Raw genomic sequence first — 22,473 nt, 5'->3', positions numbered from 1 at the left:
AAAGGCAAGACAGAGTCCAGACCACGAACCGGAAACGGGCGGCGAAAGCCGAGGTGGTACGCATAATCCTTTGGTCGCTGGTTCGAGCCCAGCACGGCCTACCAAGGGCTTCTCGCCTCGCCTCGCCTCGCGGCGTCCGTCACGCCAGCGCCCACAGTCGCCTGAGCAGCGCCTTGCGGTCGGCGTCGCGCCCCGCGGCCTGCACCAGCGCGGCGTAGAAGGCCTCGCGCGTCGCCGCGGCCGTCGCGGCGCGGCGCGCCAGCAGCGCGGCGATCGGCCCGATCTGCTCGGCCAGCACGCGCGCCGCCTGTTCCACCAGACCCGGATGCATCGGCGTCGTGCCCAGCACGGGCAGCGCGGATGACGGCACGGCCGGCGGCGTGGCGGCTGGTGCCGGTGCCGGCACGAGGCGCTGCGCGCGCGCCAGGAAGCGCACACGCTCGGACGGGTCGACCGCCTCGCGCGCCAGCGTCGCCACCAGGCTGGCCAGGTCGTGCGAGCGGCGCGCGGCGTCGCGCACCACGTAGCGGGCCATCGGCCCGAGTTGCGGCAGCAGCAGTTGCTCCAGCGCGCGCAGCGCCTGCGCGTCCCAGCCGGTCGGCGGCGGCGCCGAGGGCACGGCGGCGGCCTGCGGCGGCGTGCCGCCGCGCGGCATCACGGCCAGCGCGCGCGGCAGCCACCGCGTCGGCGCGTTGCCGCGCGCGTGGCGCAGCCGGCGCATGGTCTCGGCCGACACCTGCGGCGCGATGGCCGCGGCGGCGGCCTCGTCCAGCGCGGCGCGCATCTGCGCGGCGCTGGCGAAGCGCTGCGCCGGGCGCTTGGCCAGCGCGCGCGCCACCACGGCGTCGAAGGCGGCCGGCACCGCCGGCTCGACCGCCAACGTCGAGGGCGGCGCGGGCTCCTCGTGCATCACCTGGTACATCACCGCGCCGGCCGAGCCGCGGAACGGCGCCTGGCCGGTCAGCAGTTCGTACAGCAGCACGCCGCACGAGAAGAGGTCGACGCGCGCGTCCGGCGCCTCGTCGGTGTAGCGCTCGGGCGCCATGTAGCCCGGCGAGCCGAGCACGGTGGTGGCCTGGGTGCGCTCGCTGCCCTCGATGCGCGCGATGCCGAAGTCGGTGACCTTCAACCGCCCCTCGGTGGTCAGCATCAGGTTGGCGGGCTTGATGTCGCGGTGCCACACGCCTTGCGCATGCGCGTAGGCCAGCGCGTCCAGCAGTTGCGCGACCACGCTCAGCGTGTCGGCCAGCGGCAGCCGGAAACCCAGCGCCACCGTCTCGTGCAGCGAGACGCCGGCAACGCATTCCATCGCGATGTAGCGCTGCGCGCCGGTCTGCGCGTATTCGTATACCGAGACGATGTTGGGGTGCGACAGCCGCCCGGCCGCCTGCGCCTCGTTGTGGAAGCGCCGCGTGCTGTCGAGTTCGTGCGCGCCGGGCGCGAGCAGCGGCGCGCGGATCGCCTTGATCGCGACGGCGCGCTGCAGGTCGGGGTCGAGCGCCTCGTAGACCACGCCCATCGCGCCTTCGCCGAGCAGGCGCGACACGCGGTACTTGCCGAAGCTCGCCGGCAGCGCCTGCGGCGCCGCCGCGGGCTGCGCCAGGCCGAGGGGTCGTGCGCTCATGACGGGGCTCCTTCCAGCATCTTCATCGCCTGCACCAGGCTCTTGCGCATGCGCGTGAACGAGGCGGCCAGCCGGCCGATCTCGTCGCGCGTGCCGGTGGCGAAGCCGGGCGCGCCCATCTCGCCGAGGCTGACGCGGTCGGCCAGCCGCGCGAGCCGCGTCACCGGCCGGATCACCAGCCACCACAGCATCGCGTTGAGCGCCGCGCCTATGGCCACGAACACCGCCGTGAGCATGCCCATGAACAGCGCCCAGGCGGCGTGCGCGCGCGCCAGCGGCACGGCCATGGGCACCGACACCATCTGCGCGCCGACCACCTCGCCGAGCTGCCAGCCGAAGCCGTTGGCCGGGCCGTACTTCTCGACCAGCGTGCGCGGCGCCGCCTCGACGGTGCTGTGGCAGCGCAGGCAGGCCTCGTCGCTGATGCGGATCGGGCGCGCGATGTACAGCGTGCGGCCCGAAGGCGCGTCGCGCGCGCCGACGAACTCGTCCGGCGCGGCCGACTTGCGGAACTCGGCGATCACGTCGGCTTCCCATTCCACCGCGCGGTCGCGCGGGTTGGTGGGGTTCAGCGTGGCCTCCTTGTAGGCGTATTCGGGGTGCGTCTTCTGGATCTTGGCCAGCACCTCGGTGGCCGAGAAGGCCGGCACCGACTGCGGCGGGAAGGCGTACTTCATCTGCGTCTCGAGCAGCGGCGCCACCTGCGTGGAGGTGTAGCTGCGCACCGCCATCGCCTTCTCCAGCAGGAAGCGCGCCTGTTGCAGCGTCTCCTGCTGCGCGTTGCGTTCGAGCATCTGGCGCGTCATCGCGCCGGTGGCGATCAGGCCCAGCAGGAACACCAGCACGAACACGGCATTGAACTTGAGCAGCAGTTTCATCGCGTCGTCTCCATCGAATGCGTGAGCGTGGCCGTCACCGGCCGCAGGCGCGGCGCGGGCGGCGATGCGCGCGGCGCGCGCACGGCGTCGAGCCAGCGCGGCATGTCGGCGGCGGCCACCGGCACGCCGGGGCCGGGCTCCACCGGGCGGGCGTGGAAGCGCGCGGCGCGGCGCGGCAGCGAGTCGGCGAAGGCGCGCGGCAGGCCGTCCAGCCAGCCGGCGGGCGGATGGCGCTCGCCGGTCGCGGCTTCGCGGCCGCGCCGCACGAAGGCGTCGCCCTCGGCGAGCGCGACTTCGAAGGCCGCCTCGGCCTCGGCGGCGCGCGCCTGGCCGGATTCGACGAACACCAGCATCGCCCGCGGCGCGGCGTGCAGCACCGCGGTGCCGACCAGCGCGCGCAGGTCGAGCGAGGCGCCGGCGACGCCGGCCAGCGGCTCGCCGGGCGCGCTGCTCACCTTGAGCCAGCCGCGCGCCAGGAACAGCGTGGCGGCGCGCTCGCCGAAGCGGCCGGCGCGCGGCTGCAGCACCAGCTCGGTGTCCGCGCCGAGGTCGAGCGCGCTGCCGTCGGACAGCTCGATGCGCACGAGCCGCGTGGCGGGGCCGGTGCGCACGATGTCCTCGTCGCGCACGCGCAGGCCCTCGGCGGCGTCGAGGCGGCGTGCCTCGCGGATCAGGCCGGCCTCGCCGTCGACGATGGTGACGATGCCGATCGAGGCGGCGGCGCAGCAGCCCGGCAACACCCCCAGAAGGGCGATCAGAGCGATGCGGTGCAGGGTCAGGCGCTTCATCGTGGCTCCATGCGGCCGTGGTGCCGCGATGGAAGCCAGCTTAGAAGCGGGCGGCCCGCCGCGCGTCATCCAGAATGGGGGGACGGGGCTCCCATTTCTTGGGGGGCGCTTTTAGGTACACGACTCTGGAGAAACGGATATGCCCACCTTGCGCGTCGAACTCTTCGAGGGCCGCAGCGCCGAGCAGAAACGCGCGCTCGCCAAGGAGCTGACCGAGGCCTGCGTGCGCGTGCTCGGCAGCAAGGCCGACAGCGTCGACGTGATCTTCCAGGACGTGCGGCGCGAGGACTGGGCCAGCGGCGGCGTGCTGTGGTCGGACCGGCAGGCCGCCGCCGCGAAGCCGTCCGGTAGCTGAGCGGGCGCAGCGATCAGTCGCCCGCGCCGCCGCGCCAGCGCGCCACTTCCTGGGGCAGCACCGCGCCGGCGTCGTGGCCCCAGCTCGTGCGCAGAAAACCCGCCAGCGCGGCGATCTGCGCATCCGACAGCGCCAGAGCGAACGGCGGCATGCCGAAGGGCCGCGGGTTGCCGCGCGTGGCCGGCGCGAAGCCGCCGTGCACGATCACCCGCACCAGGTTGGCCGGCGGCTCCATCGTCACCACGCGGTTGCCGGCCAGCGCCGGCGCGATGAGCACGCCGGCGGCGCTGCGCGCGCCCTGGCCGTTCGCGCCGTGGCAATCGGCGCAGTGCGCGTCGTAGAGCTTCGCGCCGGCGGCACGGTGCGCCGGGTCGGGCGGCTTGCGGCTGCTCGCCGCGTCGCGCTGCTGCGGCAGCGACTTCAGGAACAGCGCGATGGCCTGCAGGTCGTCGTCGCGCAGGTATTGCAGGCTGCGATAGACCACGTCGGCCATCGGCCCGAGCGCCGTGCCGCGCGGCGAGATGCCGTCGCGCAGCAGCGCGACGATGTGCGCCGTTTCCCAGTCGGCCACGCCGGCCTGCCCGGGCGAGTTGAGCGCCGGCGCGTACCAGTTGCGCATCGGGATCAGTCCGCCGGCCAGCGACAGGCCGGCCTCGGGCGTGGCGCCGAAGGCGTTGCGCCCGCCGTGGCAGGCGGCGCAGTGGCCCAGGCCGCGCACCAGGTAGGCGCCGCGGTTCCAGGCCGCGCCGCGCGCCGGCTCGGGCTCGAAGGCGCCGGGGCGGAAGAACAGCGCGCGCCAGACCGCCAGCGCCGCCTGCGTGCCGTAGGGGAAGTCGAGCGCGTGCGGCGTGTTGGGTTGGCGCACCGCGGGCAGCGTGCGCAGGAAGAAGTAGATCGCGTCGCTGTCCTCGCGCGTGATGCGCGAGAAGTCGGGGTAGGGGAAGGCCGGGTAGAGCAGCCGGCCGTCGAACGAGCGGCCGTGGTGCATCGCGCGCCAGAAGTGGTCCGCGCTCCAGCGGCCCAGGCCGGTGTGGTCGTCGGGCGTCAGGTTGCCGGCGTACACCGTGCCGAAGGGCGTGGCGATGCCGCGCCCGCCGGCCCAGGGCACGCCGCCGCGCACGCTGTGGCAGGTGGCGCAGTTGCCGATGCGCACGAGGTACTCGCCGCGCGCCACCTGCCCGGGTGTGCCGGCGGCCGGCGCGCTGCCGGCGGCGATGGCCGCTTCGCCGCGCAGGTTCAGCCACAGCACCGCGGCGGCCAGCACGGCGAGCAGCAGCAGCGGGACGAGCAGCCAGCGCCTGGGCATCGCGGCGCCCCGGTCAGCGTGGCACGCTGCCGCAGTCCAGCGGCAGCGGCGCGGGCAGGCTCGCGGCGGCCTTGGACGGCAGCCGCACCGGCCGGCTCGCCAGCCAGGCGGCGACGGCGCCCACGTCCTGCGGCGTCAGGCGCTGCGCGATGTCGGCCATGCAGTCGGGCGCGTGGGCGCGGCGCTGGCCGTTGGCCCAGGCGCCGAGCTGGCCCTTCAGGTAGTCGCGCGGCAGGCCGAGCAGGCCGGGAATGGCCGGCTCGACGCCGGTCAGCGCCTGGCCGTGGCAGGCCGCGCAGGCCGGCAGCTTGCGCGCCTCGTCGCCCCGCAAGGCCAGGCGTTCGCCCAGCGCCAGCGCGGACGGCGCGTCGCCGGCCGGCGCCGGCGCGGGGTAGGGCAGTTCGATGGCCGCGAAGTGGCCGGCGATCTCGCGCAGGTAGTCGTCGCCGAGGTGCTCGACCAGGTCGCCCATCGGCCCGTAGCGGCGCCGCCCCTCGCGGAAGTTGACGAGCTGGTTGAACAGGTAGAGCGCCGGCTTGCCGGCGATGCGCGGGTGGTAGCCGTCGGCCGCCGCGCGCCCCTGCTGGCCGTGGCAGGCGGTGCAGGCGAGCACACGCTGGGCGAGTGTGTCTTCGGGCGGCGCGGCCGCGGCGGGAGCGCACAGCAGCGCGGCCAGAACGATCGGGGTGGGTTTCATTCGCTGCCGGTGCGGCGCATCCTAACCCACGCATCGGGCCGACAATCGCCGGCCATGCCGCGCTTCGCCGCCAACCTCTCGCTGCTGTTCACCGAACATCCGTTCCTCGATCGCTTCGAGCGCGCCGCGCGCGCCGGCTTCGAGGCCGTCGAGTTCCTCTTTCCATATGCGCACGCGCCGGGCGAGATCGCGGCGCGGCTGCGGGCGCATGACCTGCGCTGCGTGCTGCACAACATGCCGCCCGGTGACTGGGAGGCCGGCGAACGCGGCCTGGCCTGCCTGCCCGGGCGCGGCGACGAGTTCCGCGCCGGCGTGGCCCGGGCGATCGAGTACGCGCTGGTGCTGGGCGCGCCGCAACTGCACTGCCTGGCCGGCACGGCACCGCCGGGGGCCGACCCTGAGCTGCTGCGCCGCACCTTCGTCGCCAACCTGCGCCACGCCGCGGCCGAGCTGCGCCGCGCCGGGCTCCGGCTGCTGATCGAGCCGATCAACACCCAGGACATGCCGGGCTACTTCCTGAACCGCACGGCGCAGGCGATCGCCCTCATGGACGAGGTCGGGGCGGACAACCTCTTTCTGCAGTACGACGTCTACCACGCGCAGCGCAGCGAGGGCGAGCTGGCGGCGACGCTGCAGAAGCACCTGGCGCGCATCGGCCACGTGCAGGTTGCCGACAACCCCGGCCGCCACGAGCCGGGCAGCGGCGAGATCCACTACGCCTTCCTGTGGCGGCACTTGGCGCGCATCGGCTACGCCGGGCACATCGGCTGCGAGTACCGGCCCGCCAAGGGCACCGAGGCCGGGCTGGGCTGGCTCGACGCGGCGCGGCGCGAATTCGCCGCCGAAATCGCGGCTGGAAGGGTCCTCGATAATTTGCAGCCATGAGCGCTACGCCGGACCCCCGCACCGACCCGCGCGGTTTCCTGCGCGCCCTGTACGACGCCGCGGTGGCGCGCGCGCTGCCGGCCGAGACGACGGCGCCGTGGCTGCCCGCGCCGCCGCGGGGCCGCACCGTCGTGATCGGCGCCGGCAAGGCCGGCGGCGCGATGGCGGCGGCGGTGGACGCGCTGTGGCCCAGGCAGGCGCCGCTGTCGGGCCTGGTGGTCACGCGCTACGGCCACGTGCCGCCGGCCTACCGGGCGAGCCCCGGCCGCATCGAGGTGGTGGAGGCCGCGCACCCGGTGCCCGACGCCGCCGGGCGGCGCGCCGCCGAGCGCATCGCGCAGCTCGCGCAGGGCCTGGGTGCCGACGACCTGGTGCTGTGCCTGATCTCCGGCGGCGGCTCGGCGCTGCTGACGCTGCCCGCGCCCGGCATCACGCTGGAGGAGAAGCAGGCCGTCAACCAGGCGCTGCTGCGCAGCGGCGCGGCGATCGACGAGATGAACTGCGTGCGCAAGCACCTCTCGGCGATCAAGGGCGGGCGCCTCGCGGCGCGCTGCGCGCCGGCGCGCGTGGTGACGCTGCTGATCAGCGACGTACCCGGCGACGCGCCCGAGGTCATCGCCAGCGGCCCGACGGTGCCCGACAGCAGCACCTGCGCCGACGCGCTGGCGATCCTGAACCGCTACGGAATCGAGATCCCCGCCGCCGCGCGCGCCGGGCTGGAAAGCGGCGCCTTCGAATCGCCCAAGCCCGGCGACGCGCGCTTCGCCGGCCACGCGGTGCACATGATCGCCACGCCGCGCCAGAGCCTGGAAGCGGCGGCGGCGCTGGCCAGCGCCGCCGGCGTCGCCCCGCACATCCTCAGCGACGCGATGGAAGGCGAGTCGCGCGAGGTCGGCAAGGTGCATGCCGCGCTGGCGCGCTCGGTGGCGCAGGCCGGCACGCCTTTCGCCAGACCCTGCGTGATCCTCAGCGGCGGCGAGACCACCGTGACGGTGAAGAACAAGGGCGGCCGCGGCGGGCGCGCCGGCGAATTCCTGCTCGGCTGCGCGATCGCGCTGCAAGGCGAGCCGGGCGTGCACGTGCTGGCGGCCGACACCGACGGCATCGACGGCGTGGAAGACAACGCCGGCGCGGTCGTCGCGCCCGACACGCTGGCGCGCGCGCTGGCCCGGGGCATGAAGGCGCAGGAATTCCTCGACGCCAACGATGCCTACGGCTTCTTCGCGCCGCTGGGCGACCTGGTCGTCACCGGGCCGACCTTCACCAACGTCAACGACTTCCGCGCGCTGCTGATCGTCTGAGCCACTCTTGCCCGCGCTATCAGGTTGTCGTACAACTGACGGCAACCCCGACATCGCCGCCGCCACCCCGCCCATGCCGCCAGACGCCACCCTAGCGCGCCGCCCGCGCACCCTGGCCGCCGGCGTGGTCGACGCGCTGGGCGAGCGCATCCGCGACGGCCGCCTCGCGCCCGGCGACAAGCTGCCCACCGAGGCCGAGGTGATGGCCGAGTTCTGCGTCAGCCGCACCGTGGTGCGCGAGGCGATCTCCAAACTTCAGGCCGGCGGCATGGTCGAGACGCGCCACGGCGTCGGCACCTTCGTGGTCGGCGCGGGCGACGCCTCGGCCTTCCGCATCGAGCCGCAGCAACTCGCCACGCTGCGCGACGTGATCGCGGTGCTGGAACTGCGCATCGGCGTCGAGGTCGAGGCCGCCGGCCTCGCGGCGCAGCGGCGCAGCGAGGCCGATCTGGCGGCGATGCGCGCCGCGTTGCAGGCCTTCGCCGCGGCGCTGGAGGAGGGGCGCGACGCGGTGGCGGCCGATTTCCAGTTGCACAGCGAGATCGCCCGCGCGACGCACAACGAGCACTTCGCCGGCCTGCTGGCCACGCTGGGCGTGCAGATCATCCCGCGCGCGCGGCTCGAGGCCGCCGGCGTGATCGACCCGGCGCGCCAGGCCTACCTGCGGCGCGTGCATGCCGAGCACGAGAGCATCGTCGACGCCATCGCCGCGCAGGACGCCGAGGCGGCGCGCGCCGCGATGCGCACGCACCTCGCGAACAGCCGCGAGCGGCGCCGCCGCGCGGTCGGCGCTCGGTAGTTGCCCCAGGGTCCGTCGCCTTGAAGTCGGCATGTTCGACTTGTACGATGACTGACGACCAACCCACCACCCCCGTCCGCCCATGAAGACCATGAAGAAGCTGCTCATCCTGGCCGCGCTGGCCTTCGCCGCGGCCACGCCGGCGCTGGCCTGGCCCGACAAGCCCATCACCATCGTCGTGCCCTTCCCGCCGGGCGGCTCGACCGACACGCTGGCGCGCGCCGTCGGCGTGAAGCTGCAGGACAAGCTCGGCCAGTCGGTGGTGGTCGAGAACAAGGCCGGCGCCACCGGCACCATAGGCGCCGCGCAGGTCACGCGCGCCGCGCCCGACGGCTACACGCTGCTGGTGTCCTCGCTCGGGCCCTTCGTGATCGCGCCCTACCTGATCAAGAACGTGCCCTACGACGCGGGGCGCGATTTCGACCTGCTCACCGTCGCGGTGCAGGCACCCAACGTGCTGGTGGTGCCGGCGGCCTCGCCGTTCAAGAGCGTCGCCGACGTGGTCGCGGCGCAGAAGAAGACGCCGGCCAAGGTCAGCTTCGCCTCCTCGGGCAACGGCTCGTCGGACCACCTCACCGCCGAGCTGTTCTGGCTGCAGACCGGCACCAGCGGCGTGCACGTGCCCTACAAGGGCGGCGCGCCGGCGATCAGCGACCTGCTCGGCGGCCAGGTCGACGCCTCGTTCCAGAACATCAACGCGATCCTGGCCCACGTCAACGGCGGCAAGCTGCGCGCGCTGGCGGTCACCGGGGCGCGGCGCTCGGCGCTGCTGCCCGGCGTGCCGACGCTCAGCGAATCCGGCGTGAAGGACGCCGACGTCTACTCGTGGCAGGCCGTCGCCGCGCCGCGCGGCCTGCCGGCCGACGTGAAGGCCAGGCTGCACGAGGCGATCGTCGCGGCGCTGAACGACCCGGCGGTCAAGCCCAAGCTGCTCGAAGTCGGCTTCGAGATCGTCGCCAACACGCCCGAGCAGTTCACCGCCTTCCAGGCCAGCGAATCGGCGCGCTGGAAGCACCTGATCGAAGCGCGCAAGATCTCGGCGGACTGACGCCGGCATGGGCGCGCCGACGGTCACCCGGCTGGAGGCCATTCCCGTCGCCGGGCGCGACAGCATGCTGCTCAACCTGAGCGGCGCGCACGGCCCGTTCTTCACGCGCAACCTGGTGGTGCTGACCGACAGCGCAGGCCGCACCGGCGTCGGCGAGGTGCCCGGCGGCGAGAAGATCCGCCAGACGCTGGACGACGCGCGCGAGCTGGTGGTCGGCCGCCCGGTGGCCGAGGTGCGCGCGGTGATGCAGCGCATGCAGCGCGCCTTCGCCGACCGCGACGCCGGCGGGCGCGGCCTGCAGACCTTCGACCTGCGCACCACGATCCACGCCGTCACCGCCGTCGAGTCGGCGATGCTCGACCTGCTCGGCCAGCACCTCGGCCTGCCCGTCGCGGCGCTGCTCGGCGAGGGGCAGCAGCGCGAGTCGGTGGAGATGCTCGGCTACCTGTTCTTCGTCGGCGACCGGCGCCGCACGAATCTGCCCTATGCCGAGGAGCCCGATGCCGACGACGCCTGGTTCCGCGTGCGCCACGAGGCGGCGATGACACCCGAGGCCATCGTGCGCCAGGCCGAGGCCGCGCACGAGCGCTACGGCTTCAACGACTTCAAGCTCAAGGGCGGCGTGCTCGCCGGCGACGCCGAGGTCGACGCGGTGATCGCGCTGCACGAGCGCTTTCCGCAGGCGCGCATCACGCTCGACCCGAACGGCGGCTGGCTGCTGGCCGACGCGATCCGCCTCGGCCAGCGCATGCGCGGCGTGGTGGCCTACGCCGAAGACCCCTGCGGCGCCGAAGACGGCTTCTCGGGCCGCGAGGTGATGGCCGAGTTCCGCCGCGCCACCGGGCTGCCCACCGCCACCAACATGGTCGCCACCGACTGGCGCCAGATGGCGCACGCGCTGGCGCTGCAATCGGTGGACATCCCGCTGGCCGACCCGCACTTCTGGACCCTGGCCGGCTCGGTGCGCGTCGCGCAGACCTGCCGCGACTGGGGCCTGACCTGGGGCTCGCACTCCAACAACCACTTCGACGTGTCGCTGGCGATGTTCACCCACGTCGCCGCGGCGGCGCCGGGGCGGGTGACGGCGATCGACACGCACTGGATCTGGCAGGACGGCCAGCGCCTGACGCGCGAGCCGCTGCGCATCGTCGACGGCCGCGTGCGCGTGCCGGAGCGGCCCGGCCTGGGCATCGAACTCGACCGCGACGCGGTGGAGCGCGCGCACGCGCTGTACCGGCAGCAGGCCTCGGGCTCGCGCGACGACGCGGCGGCGATGCAGTACCTGATCCCGAACTGGCGCTTCGACCCCAAGCGGCCGTGCATGCTGCGCTGAGCGGGGCGGCGCCGGCATCCGATCCGATTCGATAAGCTGCAAGCCTTTCCTCCGAGGACATACGAGCATGAGAGAGAACACGCTGCGCACGCTGTGGGCGCGCGACCAGGCGGCGCTGAACGGCTGGCTGGCGATCCCCAACGGCTTCTCCGCCGAGGTGATGGCCCACCAGGGCTGGGACACGCTGACCATCGACATGCAGCACGGCGTGATCGACTACCCGGCGATGGTGAGCATGCTGCAGGCCATCTCGACCACGCCCACCGTGCCCATCGTGCGCGTGCCCTGGCTCGAGCCCGGCCTGATCATGAAGACGCTGGACGCCGGGGCCTACGGCGTGATCTGCCCGATGGTCAACACGCGCGAGGAGGCGCAGCGCTTCGTCGCCTACACCAGCTACGCGCCGCGCGGCACGCGCAGCTTCGGGCCGGTGCGCGCGCTGCTGTACGGCGGCGCCGACTACCCGGCGCACGCCAACGACACCATCGTGCGCTTCGCGATGATCGAGACGGCGCAGGCGCTCGACAACCTCGACGCCATCCTGTCCGTCGAGGGGCTGGACGCGATCTACGTCGGCCCCTCGGACCTGTCGCTCGCGCTCGGCTGCACGCCGACCTTCGACGACGTCGACCCCAAGGTGGCGCAGGCCATCGACCACATCGTCGCGCGCGCCCTCGCGCACGGCGTCAGGGCCGGCATCCACAACGGCCGCAGCGACGTGGCCAAGGCGCGCATCGCCAAGGGCTTCCGCTTCGTCACGGTGGGCGCCGACGCGCGGCTGCTCGCCGCCGGCTCGCAGCAGTTGCTGGCCGAGATGCGGCGGGGCTGAGCATGCCGCCGAGAAGATCGCCCGACTGAGTTGGCTCAATCCCGACCGTCGCGGTCGGCTGACCCCGGAGACCCTTTGATCCACCGCAAAACGGTGCCCGGAGGGGCAGGACACATTCCGCCCATCGAGGTTCTCACCGGGGAAGCGATTGGACACCCAGACCACCTTTGGCGCCCGCAGCGTGCACCCGATGCGTCCGCTGCGGTCGCGTCGTGCCGTGCCGGCCGCCGACCCGACGCTCGCGGCGGGCGGCAGCGCGTTCTGGGCCGCGGTGCTCGGCCCGGGACTGACGACCGAGATCGTCGTCGAGTTGCAGGAACTGGCGCTGGTGCGTGAACTGCCCGCCGGCAGCCTGCTGGTGTCGAGCCGCGAGCCGGCGCGCGAGCTGTGCCTGATCGCCCGCGGCGACGCGGCGCTGGGCAGCGTGCCGGCCGACGGCGGCTTCCACCCCGAGCGCAGCGTGCACGGCCCGGCGTGGCTGGACGCCGCCAGCGCCTGGGTGGGCGGCATGCCGGCGCAGGACGCGGTGGCGGTGTCCGACGTGGTGCTGATCACGCTGCCGCGCGCCGAGGTGCAGGCGCTGATGCAGCGCTTCCCCGAGCTGGCGCGGCGCCTGGTGGCGACGCTGGCGCAGCAGGTGCAGTCGCTCACGCTGGCCACGCACGACCTGATGCACAAGGACGCCGAAGGGCGCTTCGCCGCCTGGCTGCTGCAACGCTGCCCCGGCGAGGCGGGCGACGACGGCAGCCTCACGGTGGCGCTCAACGAGCGCAAGCGCGACATCGCCTCGCAGCTCGCGATCACGCCCGAGACGCTGTCGCGCCTGCTGCGCCAGCTCAGCCGCAAGGGGCTGATCGCGGTGATGGGCTACAGCGTCAAGGTGCTCGACTTGGCCGAGCTGCGGGCCCTCGCCGGCGTTCGTTCGGCGGCCTGATCGGCGCGGCTGCTCGCCGCGAGCAGTTGCGCCACCACCGAGGCCGCGATCACCTCGGGCTCCTTGCCGTCGATGCCCGGCAGGCCGATCGGGCAGTTCATGCGCGCGACCGCCTCGGGCGCCAGCCCCATCACCTCGAAGCGGTGGATGAAGCGCGCGCGCTTGGTCGCCGAGCCGATCAGGCCGAAGAAGGCGAAATCGTTGCGTTTCAGGATCTCGATGGCGATGCGCAGGTCGAGGTCGTGGCGGTGCGTCAGCACGAGGAAGAAGGCGCCCGGCGGCGCGTCGGCGACCTCGGCCTGCGGCCCCTCGACCGCGAGCTTGCGCGTGTGCGGCGGGATCTCGGCGTCGCCGGGGAAGGCCTCGTCGCGTTCGTCGATCCAGTCGATGCGCACGTCGATCGGCGCCAGCGCGCGCACGATCGCGCGGCCGACGTGGCCGGCGCCGTAGAGCTGCAGGTGAAAACGCGGCGCGGCCGGCGGCCAGGCGGCGAGCGCCTTGGCATCGAGCCGCGAGAAGGCCAGCGTCACCGCGCCGCCGCAGCACTGGCCGAGCGCCGGGCCGAGCGGGTAGTGGGCGAAACTCCGTTCGGGCTGAGCTTGTCGAAGGGCTTCGACAGGCTCAGCCCGAACGGGGTCGGCCAGCATCCTCCGCGCGCGCTCGATCGCCTTCAGCTCCAGGTGCCCGCCGCCTATCGTGCCGGCGCAGCACGCCGCGCCGACCAGCATGCGCGTGCCGGCCTCGCGCGGCGCGGAGCCCAGCGCTTCGCTCACCTCGACCAGCACGGCCGGCGTGCCTTGCGCCAGCCAGCGGGCCGCCTCGTCGCGCAGCGTGTTCATGGCGCGGCCTTCACCGCCGCGATCGCGCGCAGGATGGATTCGCCGGTCGCCGGCGCGTCCAGCGGCGGATCGACGCGGTGCCCGCCCAGCGCCGACACCGCGTCGCGGATCGCGTAGAACACCGAGAAGGGCAGCAGCAGTGGCGGCTCGCCGACCGCCTTGCTGCGGTGGATGCTGTCCTCGGCGTTGGCGTTCTCGAACAGGCGCACGCGCAGCTCGGCCGGGCAGTCGTTGGCGGTCGGGATCTTGTAGGTGCTGGGCGCGTGGGTCGTCAGCAGGCCGGTCTTGGGATGCCACACGAGTTCTTCCATCGTCAGCCAGCCCATGCCCTGGATGAAGGCGCCTTCGACCTGGCCGATGTCGATGGCCGGGTTGAGCGACTGCCCGACGTCGTGCAGCACGTCGGCGCGCAGCAGCCGCCATTCGCCGGTCAGCGTGTCGACGATCACCTCGCTGGCCGCCGCGCCGTAGGCGAAGTAGTAGAACGGCCGGCCCTGCAGCGTCTCGCGGTTCCAGCTCAGGCCGGGCGTGGCGTAGAAGCCGTCGGACCAGAGCTGCACGCGCTCCTGGTAGGCCTTGGCCACCAGTTCCTCGAAGGGCAGCGTCAGGCCGTTCACCGTCACCTGCCCGGCGCCGAAGCGCACCTCGGCCGGCGTGCCGCCGTGCAGCGCCGCCGCGCAGGCCGCCAGGCGGGCGCGGATCTGCCGCGCCGCGTCCTGCGCCGCCTTGCCGTTCAGGTCGCTGCCGGTCGAGGCGGCGGTGGCCGAGGTGTTGGCGACCTTCTGCGTGTCGGTGGCGGTGACGCGCACGTGCTCGAAGGGCACGCCCAGCTCGTGCGCCACCACCTGCGCCACCTTGGTGTTCAGGCCCTGGCCCATCTCGGTGCCGCCGTGGTTCACCAGGATGGAGCCGTCGCTGTAGACGTGCACCAGCGCGCCGGCCTGGTTGAAGTGCTTGACGTTGAACGAGATGCCGAACTTCACCGGCGTCAGCGCGAGGCCGCGCTTGAGCACCGGGCTGGCCGCGTTGAAGGCGGCGACGGCGGCGCGGCGGGCGCGGTAGTCGCTGCTGGCCTCCAGCTCGGCCACCAGTTCGTGGATGACGTTGTCCTCGACGGCCTGGCCGTACGGCGTGCTCTGGCCCTGGCCGTAGAAGTTGAGCCGCCGCACGTCGAGCGCGTCCTTGCCCAAGGCGCGCGCGATCGAGTCGACGATGTTCTCGATCGCGATCGCGCCCTGCGGCCCGCCGAAGCCGCGGAACGCGGTGTTGCTCTGCGTGTTGGTCTTCGCGCAGTAGCCGTGCATCGCCACGTCGGGCAGCCAGTAGGCGTTGTCGAAGTGGCACAGCGCGCGTGTCATCACCGGGCCGGAGAGGTCGGCCGAATGGCCGGCGCGCGAGACCATCGTGATCTCGGCGCCGAGCACGCGCCCGGCCTCGTCGTAGCCGACCTCGTACTCGTAGCGGAAGCAGTGGCGCCGCCCGGTGATCAGGAAGTCGTCGTCGCGGTCCAGGCGCAGCTTGACGGGGCGGTTCAGCCTGCGCGCGGCCACCGCCGCGATGCAGGCGAAGGGCGCCGACTGCGACTCCTTGCCGCCGAAGCCGCCGCCCATGCGCCGGCACTCCACCTGCACCTGGTTGGCGTGCACGCCCAGCGCATGCGCCACCAGGTGCTGCATCTCGGTGGGGTGCTGCGTGGAGCAGTGCACCAGCATGCCGCCGTCTTCCTTGGGGATCGCGACGCTGATCTGGCCTTCCAGGTAGAACTGCTCCTGGCCGCCGACCTCGAAGCTGCCTTTCAGCCGGTGCGGCGCGGCCTCGATCGCGGCGCGCGCCTCGCCGCGCGACAGGTGCATGGGCGGCAGCACGTACCGGCCCTTCGCGTGCGCCTCGCGGTGGTGGATCATCGCCGGCAGCGGCTCGATGCGCATCGCCTCCCTGGCGCGCGCGGCCACGCGCCGCGCCGCGTCGCGCGTGGTGGCGATCACCGCGAACACCGGTTGGCCGAGGTAGCTCAGCTCGGCGTGCGCCAGGATCGGGTCGTCGTGGATGATGGAGCCCCAGTCGTTGACGCCGGGGATGTCGGCGGCGCTCAGGATGTCCACCACGCCGGGCAGCGCGCGCAGCGCGTCCAGCGAGAGCGATTCCAGCCGGCCGTGCGCCACCGGCGAGAGCCCGAGCGCGCAGTGCAGCGTGCCGGCGAGTTCGGGCAGGTCGTCGATGTAGGCGGCCTCGCCGGCCACGTGCAGGTGCGCCGATTCGTGCGGCCGCGCGACGCCGACCTGGGCCGTGCTCGTGGCCAGCGCCGCGCTGGCGATGCGGTCGTTCATCTCATGCCCTCTCGCGCGCCATCGCGGCGAACACGCTGGTGGCCTCGGCCGGCAGCGGATCGTCGGGCCGCGTCTCCAGCCACAGGCGCATCAGCAGGTTGGCCGCCACCTGCGCGCGGTGCGCCGCGCTGGCGCGCATGTCGGACAGCGGCGTGAAGTCCTGCGCCAGCGCGGCCTGCGCCGCCGCCACGCTGGCCGCGTTCCAGGGCTGGCCGAGCAGCGCCGCCTCGGCGCGCGCCGCGCGCTTGACGATGCCGGCCATGCCGCCGAAGGCCAGACGAACCGCGCGCACCGTCGCGCCGTCGAGCTCGATCGCGAAGCCGGCGCAAACGGCCGAGATGTCGCAGTCGAAGCGCTTGCTGATCTTGTAGCCGCGCACCTGGCGGCCGGCGGGCAGCGCCGGCAGCACGATGGCCTGCACGAACTCGCCGGGTTCGAGCCGGTTCTTCATGTAGTCGACGTAGAAGTCGGGCAGCGGCATGCGGCGCACCCGCGCGCCACGGCGCAGCTCGATCTGCGCGTCCAGCGCCATCAGGATGGGCGCGCTGTCGCCGATCGGCGAGCCGTTGGCGAGGTTGCCGCCCATGGTGCCGGCGTGGCGCACCGGCGGCGAGGCGAAGCGCAGCCACACGTCGGTGAGCGCGGGCCAGCGCCGCGCGATGGCGCGCCAGGCGTCTTCCAGCGGGGCCGCGGCGCCTATGCGCAGCGCGCCGTCGCGCTGCTCCTCGACGGCTTGCAGCGCTTTCACGCCGCCGAGGTAGATGATCTCGCCCAGCTCGCGGAACTGCTTGTTGACCCACAGCCCCACGTCGGTGGCGCCGGCGACCAGGCGCGCCTCGGGTTTGGCTTCGCGCAGCGCGGCCAGCGCCTCGGTCGTCCTGGGCGCGAAGAAGCGGTCGCGGTACTCGAAGGTCTGGTCGCCGCCGGCCATCGCTTGCAGCGCGGCGAGCACCGGCGCGGTGTCGAGCTGCGCCGCCGGCAGCTCGAACATGCGCTGGCCGGCGTCGAGGATGGGCCGGTAGCCGGTGCAGCGGCACAGGTTGCCGGAGAGCTCGTCGGCCAGCGCGCGGCGCGACGGCGTGGTGCCGCAGGCGCGGTGCGTTTCGTAGCCCGCCCACAGGCTCATCACGAAGCCCGGGGTGCAGAAGCCGCATTGCGAGCCGTGGCACTCGACCATCGCCTGCTGCACCGGGTGCAGCGCCTGCGCCGGCGCGATCGCCTTCAGATCTTCGACGCCGAACAGCGCCTTGCCGTCCAGCGTGGGCAGGAACTGGATGCAGGCGTTGACCGTCTGCAGCCGCAGCCCGCGCACGGCCTGCGTGTCGCCCGGCGCGGCCGGCGTGCCCACCACCACGGTGCAGGCGCCGCAGTCACCTTCGTTGCAGCCTTCCTTGGTGCCGGTGCAGCGGGCGTCCTCGCGCAGCCAGTCGAGCACGCTGCGCGTCGGCTCGGCGTCGCCGACCTCGACGATGCGGCCGCGGTGGTAGAAGCGGATGGGACGGCTGGGCATGTCTCGTGCAAGCGGGTGGGGGCGGTGGAAATCTCAGCGCGAAGGTACGCCGTTTCGATGCCTTGGGGATACGGAACGCCTGATGGCGCCTATCATTGCAGCCATATGACGCGGCGCGCCGATTTCGACAAGATCGAACTTCATCTCATCCGGGTGTTGCAGACCTTGATCACCGAACGCAGCGTCTCCCGTGCCGCGATGCGCCTGGCCAGCACGCAGCCGGCGGTCAGCGCGCAGCTCAAGCGGCTGCGCGCGCTCACCGGCGACCCGCTGCTGGTGCGCGCGGGCAACGTCATGACGCCCACCGAAACCGCCTTGCAATTGCTGGACCCGGCCAGCCGGCTGCTGCAGGACGCCGACCGCCTGTTCAGCCCGCGCAACCGCGCGCGCGGCTTCGAGCCGGCCGAGGCGGCGCTGACCTTCCGCATCGCCGCCAGCGACTACCTCGACCCGCTGTTCCTGCCCGAGCTGGCGGCGCACCTGCAGCGCGCGGCGCCGCGCGCCCGCCTGGAGCTGCTGCCGCTGTCGGGCGCCTTCGACTACCGGCGCAGCCTGGCGCAAGGCCAGGTCGACCTGGTGATCGGCAACTGGCTCGAGCCGCCGGGCGAGCTGCACCTGGGCCGGCTGATGTCCGACGAGATCGTCTGCCTGGTCGCCGAAGACCATCCGGCGGCGCGCCTGAGCGCACGCGCCTGGACGGCCGAGCGCTACCTCGAGTGCCGCCACGTCGCGCCGACGCCGCTGCACGGCAACACGCCGGGCGTGATCGACGAGCACCTCGCCTCGCTCGGCCTGAGCCGCGACGTGAGCGTCAAGAGCGCGCACTTCAGCCTGATCCCGATGATGGTGGCGCGCAGCGCGCTGGTGCTGACGACCGGGCGGCTGTTCTGCTCGCGCTACGCGAACACGCTGCCGGTGCGCATCCTGCGCTGCCCGGTCGCCTTTCCGCCGCTGACCTACTACCAGCTCTGGCACGAGCTGACGCATGCTTCGGCCGCCAACCGCTGGCTGCGCGAGCAGGTGCGCGAGGTGGCGCGCCAGCTCGCGGCGCCCGCGCTGCCGGAGCGGCGCCCATGACGAATCGCATCGCGATCCACGGCGACCTGCTCGACTTCAGCGCCGAGCCGGCCTGGGGCGAGACCGAATCCGCCGCGGTGCGCTGGCGCCCCGGCCACTGGCTGCTGGTCGAGGATGGCCGCATCGCCGCGGTGCAGGCCGAGCCGCCCGGCCCCGACTGGCCGCGCGACGACCATGCCGGCCGGCTGATCCTGCCCGGCTTCATAGACACCCACGTGCACAGCCCGCAGCTCGACGTGATCGGCAGCTACGGCACCGCGCTGCTCGACTGGCTGGACACCTACACCTTCCCGGCCGAGCGGCGATATGCCGACGCGGCGGTGGCGGCCGAGGGCGCGGCGCTGTTCCTCGACGCGCTGCTGGCGCACGGCACCACGGCGGCGGTGGTGTTCCCGACGGTGCACAAGGTCTCGGCCGAGGCGCTGTTCGCCGCCGGCGCCGAGCGCGGCATGCGGCTGGTCGCCGGCAAGGTGCTGATGGACCGCCACGCGCCCGACGGCCTGCGCGACGACGTGCGCCAGGCCGAGGCCGACTGCCGCGAGCTGATCGCGCGCTGGCACGGCCGCGCCCGCCTGGCCTACGCGGTGACGGTGCGCTTCGCGCCGACCAGCACGCCCGGGCAGCTCGCGATGGCCGGCCGGCTGTGCGCCGAGGACCCGACGCTGTACATGCAGACCCACGTGGCCGAGAACCTCGACGAGGTGCGCTGGGTGCGCGAGCTGTTCCCCGAGGCGCGCAGCTACCTCGACGTCTACGCGCGCGCCGGGCTGCTGCACCGGCGCAGCGTGTTCGCGCACGGCATCTGGCTGGACGACGCCGACCGCGCCGCGCTGCGCGAGGCCGGCGCGCAGGTGGCGCACAGCCCCTCGTCCAACCTGTTCCTCGGCAGCGGCCTGTTCGACTGGCGCGCCGCCGAGGCGGCCGGCGTGGCGGTCAGCGTGGCCAGCGACGTGGGCGGCGGCACCAGCCTGTCGATGTTGCGCACGCTGGCCGACGCCTACAAGGTGCAGGCGATGGCCGGGCAGCGGCTCACCGCCTGGAAGGCGCTGCACGCCGCCACGCGCGGCGCCGCGCATGCGCTCTCGCTCGACCACGAGATCGGCTCGCTGCAAGCCGGCCTGGCGGCCGACCTGTGCGTGTGGGACTGGGCCGCCGGCCCGGTGGGCGCGCGCCGCATGGAGGTGGCGCGCGGCTTGCATGAGAAGGTGTTCGCATGGTTGACGCTCGGCGACGAGCGCTGCCTCGCCGCCACCTATATAGACGGCGTGCGAAGACACAGCCGCTGAACGACGACAGGAGACGAGCATGCTGCCGAACACGCTGCGATTGGAGCTGATCGACATCAGCAAGCAGTACCCGGCCGTGAGGGCCAACGACCGCGTGCGGCTGCGCGTCAAGCCCGGCGAGATCCACGCCGTGCTGGGCGAGAACGGCGCCGGCAAGTCGACCATGATGAAAATGATCTACGGCGCGGTGCGGCCCGACGAAGGCGAGATCCGCTGGAACGGCCAGCCGGTGCAGATCGCCTCGCCGGCGCAGGCGCGCGCGCTGGGCATCAGCATGGTCTACCAGCACTTCAGCCTGTTCGACACGCTGACCGCGGCCGAGAACGTCTGGCTCGGCCTGGACAAACACCTGACGCTGGCCGAGGTCAGCGCGCGCGTGCTCAAGGTGGCGAAGGACTACGGCCTGGACGTGCACCCCGAGCGCCCGGTGCACACGCTGTCGGTCGGCGAGCGCCAGCGCGTCGAGATCGTGCGCGCGCTGCTCACCGAGCCCAAGCTGCTGATCCTCGACGAGCCGACCTCGGTGCTGACGCCGCAGGCGGTCGAGCGGCTGTTCGTCACGCTGCGCCAGCTCGCCAGCGAGGGCTGCTCCATCCTCTACATCAGCCACAAGCTCGACGAGATCCGCGCGCTGTGCCACCACTGCACCGTGCTGCGCGGCGGCAAGGTCACCGGCGAGGTCGACCCGACGCGCGAGAGCAACGCCAGCCTGTCGCGTCTGATGATCGGCGCCGAGCCGCCGCAGTTGCAGCACGCCCAGGCGAAGCTGGGCGACACGGTGCTGGCGGTCAAGGGCCTGAGCGTGCCCAAGGCCGACCCTTTCGCGACGGCGCTGTCGGACATCGCCTTCGAGGTGCGCGCCGGCGAGATCGTCGGCATCGCCGGCGTCTCGGGCAACGGCCAGCAGGAGCTGATGGCGGCGCTGTCGGGCGAAGACCTGCGCGCGCCGGCCGGCGCCATCACGCTGTTCGGGCAGGACATCGCGCGCGACTCGCCGCGCAGGCGCCGCAAGGAGGGCCTGCACTTCGTGCCGGAAGAGCGCCTGGGCCGCGGCGCGGTGCCGACGCTGTCGCTCGCGCAGAACACGCTGCTGACGCGCACCGCCACGGTGAGCCGCTCCGGCTGGGTGCGCACGGCCGAGGTGAAGGCGCTGGCCGAGCGGCTGATAGCCCGCTACAAGGTCAAGGCCGGCGGGCCGGAGGCGGCGGCCAAGAGCCTGTCGGGCGGCAACCTGCAGAAGTTCATCGTCGGCCGCGAGATCGACGCCGACCCCAGGCTGCTGATCGTCTCGCAGCCGACCTGGGGCGTCGACGTCGGCGCGGCGGCGCAGATCCGCGGCGAACTGCTGCGCCTGCGCGACCAGGGCTGCGCGGTGCTGGTGGTCAGCGAGGAACTGGACGAGCTGTTCGAGATCTGCGACCGGCTGGTGGTGATCGCGCAGGGGCGCGTCTCGCCGAGCGTGGACACCTCGAAGGCGAGCATCGAGATGATCGGTGAGTGGATGTCGGGCCTGTGGCGCCCGGCGAAGGAGGCCGGTCATGCTGAAGCTTGAAGCGCGCCCCGAGGCGTCGCGGTTCATGTCGATCGCCTCGCCGCTGCTGGCGCTGGCGATCACCGTGGTGATCGGCACGCTGCTGTTCCTCGCGCTCGGCAAGGATCCGCTGCGCGGCCTGCAGGTCTTTTTCGTCGAGCCGGTGAAGAGCGCCTACGCGCTGTCCGAGCTGGCGATGAAGGCCACGCCGCTGCTGCTGATCGCGCTCGGGCTGGCGGTGTGCTTCCGCTCCAACGTCTGGAACATCGGCGCCGAGGGGCAGTTCGTCGTCGGCGCGATCTTCGCCGGCGGCATGGCGATGCAGGCCACGCCCGAGACCGGACGCTGGTTCGTGGTCGCGGTGCTGGCCGCCGGCGTGCTCGGCGGCATGGTGTGGGCCGGCATCGTCGCGCTGCTGCGCGACCGCTTCAACGCCAGCGAGATCCTGGTCAGCCTGATGATGGTCTACATCGCCGACATGGTGCTGGGCTACCTCGTCTACGGGCCCTGGAAAGACCCGGCCGGCTACAACTTCCCGCAGACCATCACCTTCCTGAAGAGCACGCAGGTGCCGCGGCTGGTGGACGGCTTTCGCGTCAACATCGGCGTGCTGATCGCGCTGGCGGCGGTGCTGGGCTTCTGGGTGCTGCTGTTCCGCACCTACGCCGGCTTCCAGTTGCAGGTGGGCGGCCTCGCGCCGGCGGCGGCGCGCTACGCCGGCTTCTCGTCGCGCCGTGCCCTGTGGATGGCGCTGCTGCTGTCCGGCGGCATGGCCGGCCTGGCCGGCGCGCTGGAAGTGGCCGGGCCGCTCGCGCAACTGACGCCGCACGTGCCGGCGGGCTACGGCTTCGCGGCCATCATCGTCGCCTTCGTCGGCCGGCTGCACCCGGTGGGCGCGATCTTCGCGGCCATCCTGATGAGCATGTTCTACATCGGCGGCGAGCTGGCGCAGTCGCGCCTCGGGCTGCCCAAGTCGCTCACCGGCGTGTTCCAGGGCCTGCTGCTGTTCACGCTGCTGGCCTGCGACACGCTGATCCACTACCGCGTGCGCTGGAAGCCGGCGCAGGTGCCGGCGCCCAAGGCGGCGGCGTCCGCCGCGCAAACCACGCAGACGAAAGAGGCCTGA

20 protein-coding genes are annotated in these 22,473 nt (G+C 73.3%); 12 read left to right on the top strand and 8 right to left on the bottom strand.

Annotated features, from left to right (window positions below; all coding sequences use genetic code 11):
- Window positions 1-139: 139 nt before the first annotated feature.
- Genes QM792_RS16235 through QM792_RS16225 form a run of 3 tightly spaced genes read right to left on the bottom strand, consistent with a single transcriptional unit; the run spans window position 140 to window position 3,290 of the window.
- The gene (locus QM792_RS16235) at window positions 140-1,624 is read right to left on the bottom strand and encodes a protein kinase domain-containing protein (protein WP_415151139.1); all 1,485 of its coding nucleotides are present in this window, start codon (window positions 1,622-1,624) and stop codon (window positions 140-142) included.
- On the bottom strand, window positions 1,621-2,502 hold the full coding sequence (locus tag QM792_RS16230; protein WP_415151138.1) for a DUF3365 domain-containing protein: 882 nt from the start codon (window positions 2,500-2,502) through the stop codon (window positions 1,621-1,623). The genes QM792_RS16235 and QM792_RS16230 overlap by 4 nt, the downstream gene beginning before the upstream one ends.
- Window positions 2,499-3,290, bottom strand: coding sequence for a hypothetical protein (locus QM792_RS16225; RefSeq protein ID WP_415151137.1), 792 nt, complete (start codon window positions 3,288-3,290; stop codon window positions 2,499-2,501). Before QM792_RS16225 ends, QM792_RS16230 begins: the two co-directional genes overlap by 4 nt.
- A gap of 139 nt (window positions 3,291-3,429) precedes the next feature.
- On the opposite strand from QM792_RS16225, the gene QM792_RS16220 reads away from it, so the two are divergent.
- Window positions 3,430-3,645, top strand: a complete 216-nt coding sequence (locus QM792_RS16220) for a 4-oxalocrotonate tautomerase (RefSeq protein ID WP_415151136.1) — start codon at window positions 3,430-3,432, stop codon at window positions 3,643-3,645.
- 13 nt (window positions 3,646-3,658) lie between these two features.
- Here the strand turns inward: QM792_RS16220 and QM792_RS16215 are convergent, their stop codons facing one another.
- Both QM792_RS16215 and QM792_RS16210 read right to left on the bottom strand, forming a co-directional pair.
- On the bottom strand, window positions 3,659-4,951 hold the full coding sequence (locus tag QM792_RS16215; protein ID WP_415151135.1) for a c-type cytochrome: 1,293 nt from the start codon (window positions 4,949-4,951) through the stop codon (window positions 3,659-3,661).
- Between the two features lie 13 nt (window positions 4,952-4,964).
- Window positions 4,965-5,648 carry a c-type cytochrome gene (locus QM792_RS16210; RefSeq protein WP_415151134.1) on the bottom strand — a complete coding sequence of 228 codons (684 nt, stop codon included), beginning with the start codon at window positions 5,646-5,648 and terminating at the stop codon, window positions 4,965-4,967.
- Window positions 5,649-5,702: 54 nt separating this feature from the next.
- On the opposite strand from QM792_RS16210, the gene otnI reads away from it, so the two are divergent.
- The 7 genes from otnI (at window position 5,703) to QM792_RS16175 (ending at window position 12,777) form a co-directional block, all read left to right on the top strand.
- A complete protein-coding gene (gene otnI / locus QM792_RS16205) occupies window positions 5,703-6,533 on the top strand; it encodes a 2-oxo-tetronate isomerase (RefSeq protein ID WP_415151133.1) in 831 nt (276 codons plus the stop codon).
- The gene (locus QM792_RS16200; protein WP_415151132.1) at window positions 6,530-7,834 is read left to right on the top strand and encodes a glycerate kinase type-2 family protein; all 1,305 of its coding nucleotides are present in this window, start codon (window positions 6,530-6,532) and stop codon (window positions 7,832-7,834) included. The genes otnI and QM792_RS16200 overlap by 4 nt, the downstream gene beginning before the upstream one ends.
- Before the next feature lie 73 nt (window positions 7,835-7,907).
- Window positions 7,908-8,633, top strand: coding sequence for a FadR/GntR family transcriptional regulator (locus tag QM792_RS16195; protein WP_415151131.1), 726 nt, complete (start codon window positions 7,908-7,910; stop codon window positions 8,631-8,633).
- Window positions 8,634-8,724: 91 nt separating this feature from the next.
- Complete coding sequence (locus QM792_RS16190) at window positions 8,725-9,681, top strand: Bug family tripartite tricarboxylate transporter substrate binding protein (protein WP_415151648.1); 957 nt, start codon at window positions 8,725-8,727, stop codon at window positions 9,679-9,681.
- A 7-nt stretch (window positions 9,682-9,688) separates the two neighbouring features.
- Complete coding sequence (gene gudD, locus QM792_RS16185) at window positions 9,689-11,014, top strand: glucarate dehydratase (RefSeq protein WP_415151130.1); 1,326 nt, start codon at window positions 9,689-9,691, stop codon at window positions 11,012-11,014.
- Window positions 11,015-11,081: 67 nt separating this feature from the next.
- Window positions 11,082-11,843 (top strand): HpcH/HpaI aldolase family protein, encoded by a 762-nt coding sequence (locus QM792_RS16180; protein ID WP_415151129.1) that lies wholly within the window; start codon window positions 11,082-11,084, stop codon window positions 11,841-11,843.
- Window positions 11,844-12,033: 190 nt separating this feature from the next.
- Window positions 12,034-12,777 carry a Crp/Fnr family transcriptional regulator gene (locus QM792_RS16175; protein WP_415151128.1) on the top strand — a complete coding sequence of 248 codons (744 nt, stop codon included), beginning with the start codon at window positions 12,034-12,036 and terminating at the stop codon, window positions 12,775-12,777.
- Here the strand turns inward: QM792_RS16175 and xdhC are convergent.
- From xdhC to xdhA, 3 genes are read right to left on the bottom strand one after another with little or no spacing between them, the layout of a single operon-like run.
- A complete protein-coding gene (gene xdhC, locus QM792_RS16170) occupies window positions 12,711-13,616 on the bottom strand; it encodes a xanthine dehydrogenase accessory protein XdhC (protein WP_415151127.1) in 906 nt (301 codons plus the stop codon). The two genes, QM792_RS16175 and xdhC, sit on opposite strands and share 67 nt — an antisense overlap.
- The gene (gene xdhB, locus QM792_RS16165; protein WP_415151126.1) at window positions 13,613-15,943 is read right to left on the bottom strand and encodes a xanthine dehydrogenase molybdopterin binding subunit; all 2,331 of its coding nucleotides are present in this window, start codon (window positions 15,941-15,943) and stop codon (window positions 13,613-13,615) included. The genes xdhC and xdhB overlap by 4 nt, the downstream gene beginning before the upstream one ends.
- A gap of 1 nt (window position 15,944) precedes the next feature.
- The gene (gene xdhA, locus QM792_RS16160) at window positions 15,945-17,453 is read right to left on the bottom strand and encodes a xanthine dehydrogenase small subunit (protein ID WP_415151125.1); all 1,509 of its coding nucleotides are present in this window, start codon (window positions 17,451-17,453) and stop codon (window positions 15,945-15,947) included.
- Between the two features lie 57 nt (window positions 17,454-17,510).
- On the opposite strand from xdhA, the gene QM792_RS16155 reads away from it, so the two are divergent.
- The 4 genes from QM792_RS16155 to QM792_RS16140 are packed head-to-tail and all read left to right on the top strand — an operon-like array spanning window position 17,511 to window position 22,473.
- Window positions 17,511-18,530, top strand: coding sequence for a LysR substrate-binding domain-containing protein (locus QM792_RS16155; protein WP_415151124.1), 1,020 nt, complete (start codon window positions 17,511-17,513; stop codon window positions 18,528-18,530).
- On the top strand, window positions 18,527-19,816 hold the full coding sequence (gene guaD, locus QM792_RS16150; protein ID WP_415151123.1) for a guanine deaminase: 1,290 nt from the start codon (window positions 18,527-18,529) through the stop codon (window positions 19,814-19,816). The genes QM792_RS16155 and guaD overlap by 4 nt, the downstream gene beginning before the upstream one ends.
- Window positions 19,817-19,835: 19 nt before the next feature.
- Window positions 19,836-21,368, top strand: a complete 1,533-nt coding sequence (locus tag QM792_RS16145) for an ABC transporter ATP-binding protein (RefSeq protein WP_415151122.1) — start codon at window positions 19,836-19,838, stop codon at window positions 21,366-21,368.
- Window positions 21,355-22,473 (top strand): ABC transporter permease, encoded by a 1,119-nt coding sequence (locus QM792_RS16140; protein WP_415151121.1) that lies wholly within the window; start codon window positions 21,355-21,357, stop codon window positions 22,471-22,473. The genes QM792_RS16145 and QM792_RS16140 overlap by 14 nt, the downstream gene beginning before the upstream one ends.

The sequence above is a fragment of the Piscinibacter sp. genome, assembly GCF_047600445.1.
Lineage (GTDB): Bacteria > Pseudomonadota > Gammaproteobacteria > Burkholderiales > Burkholderiaceae_C > Piscinibacter.
This window is presented reverse-complemented; position numbering and strand designations above follow the sequence as displayed.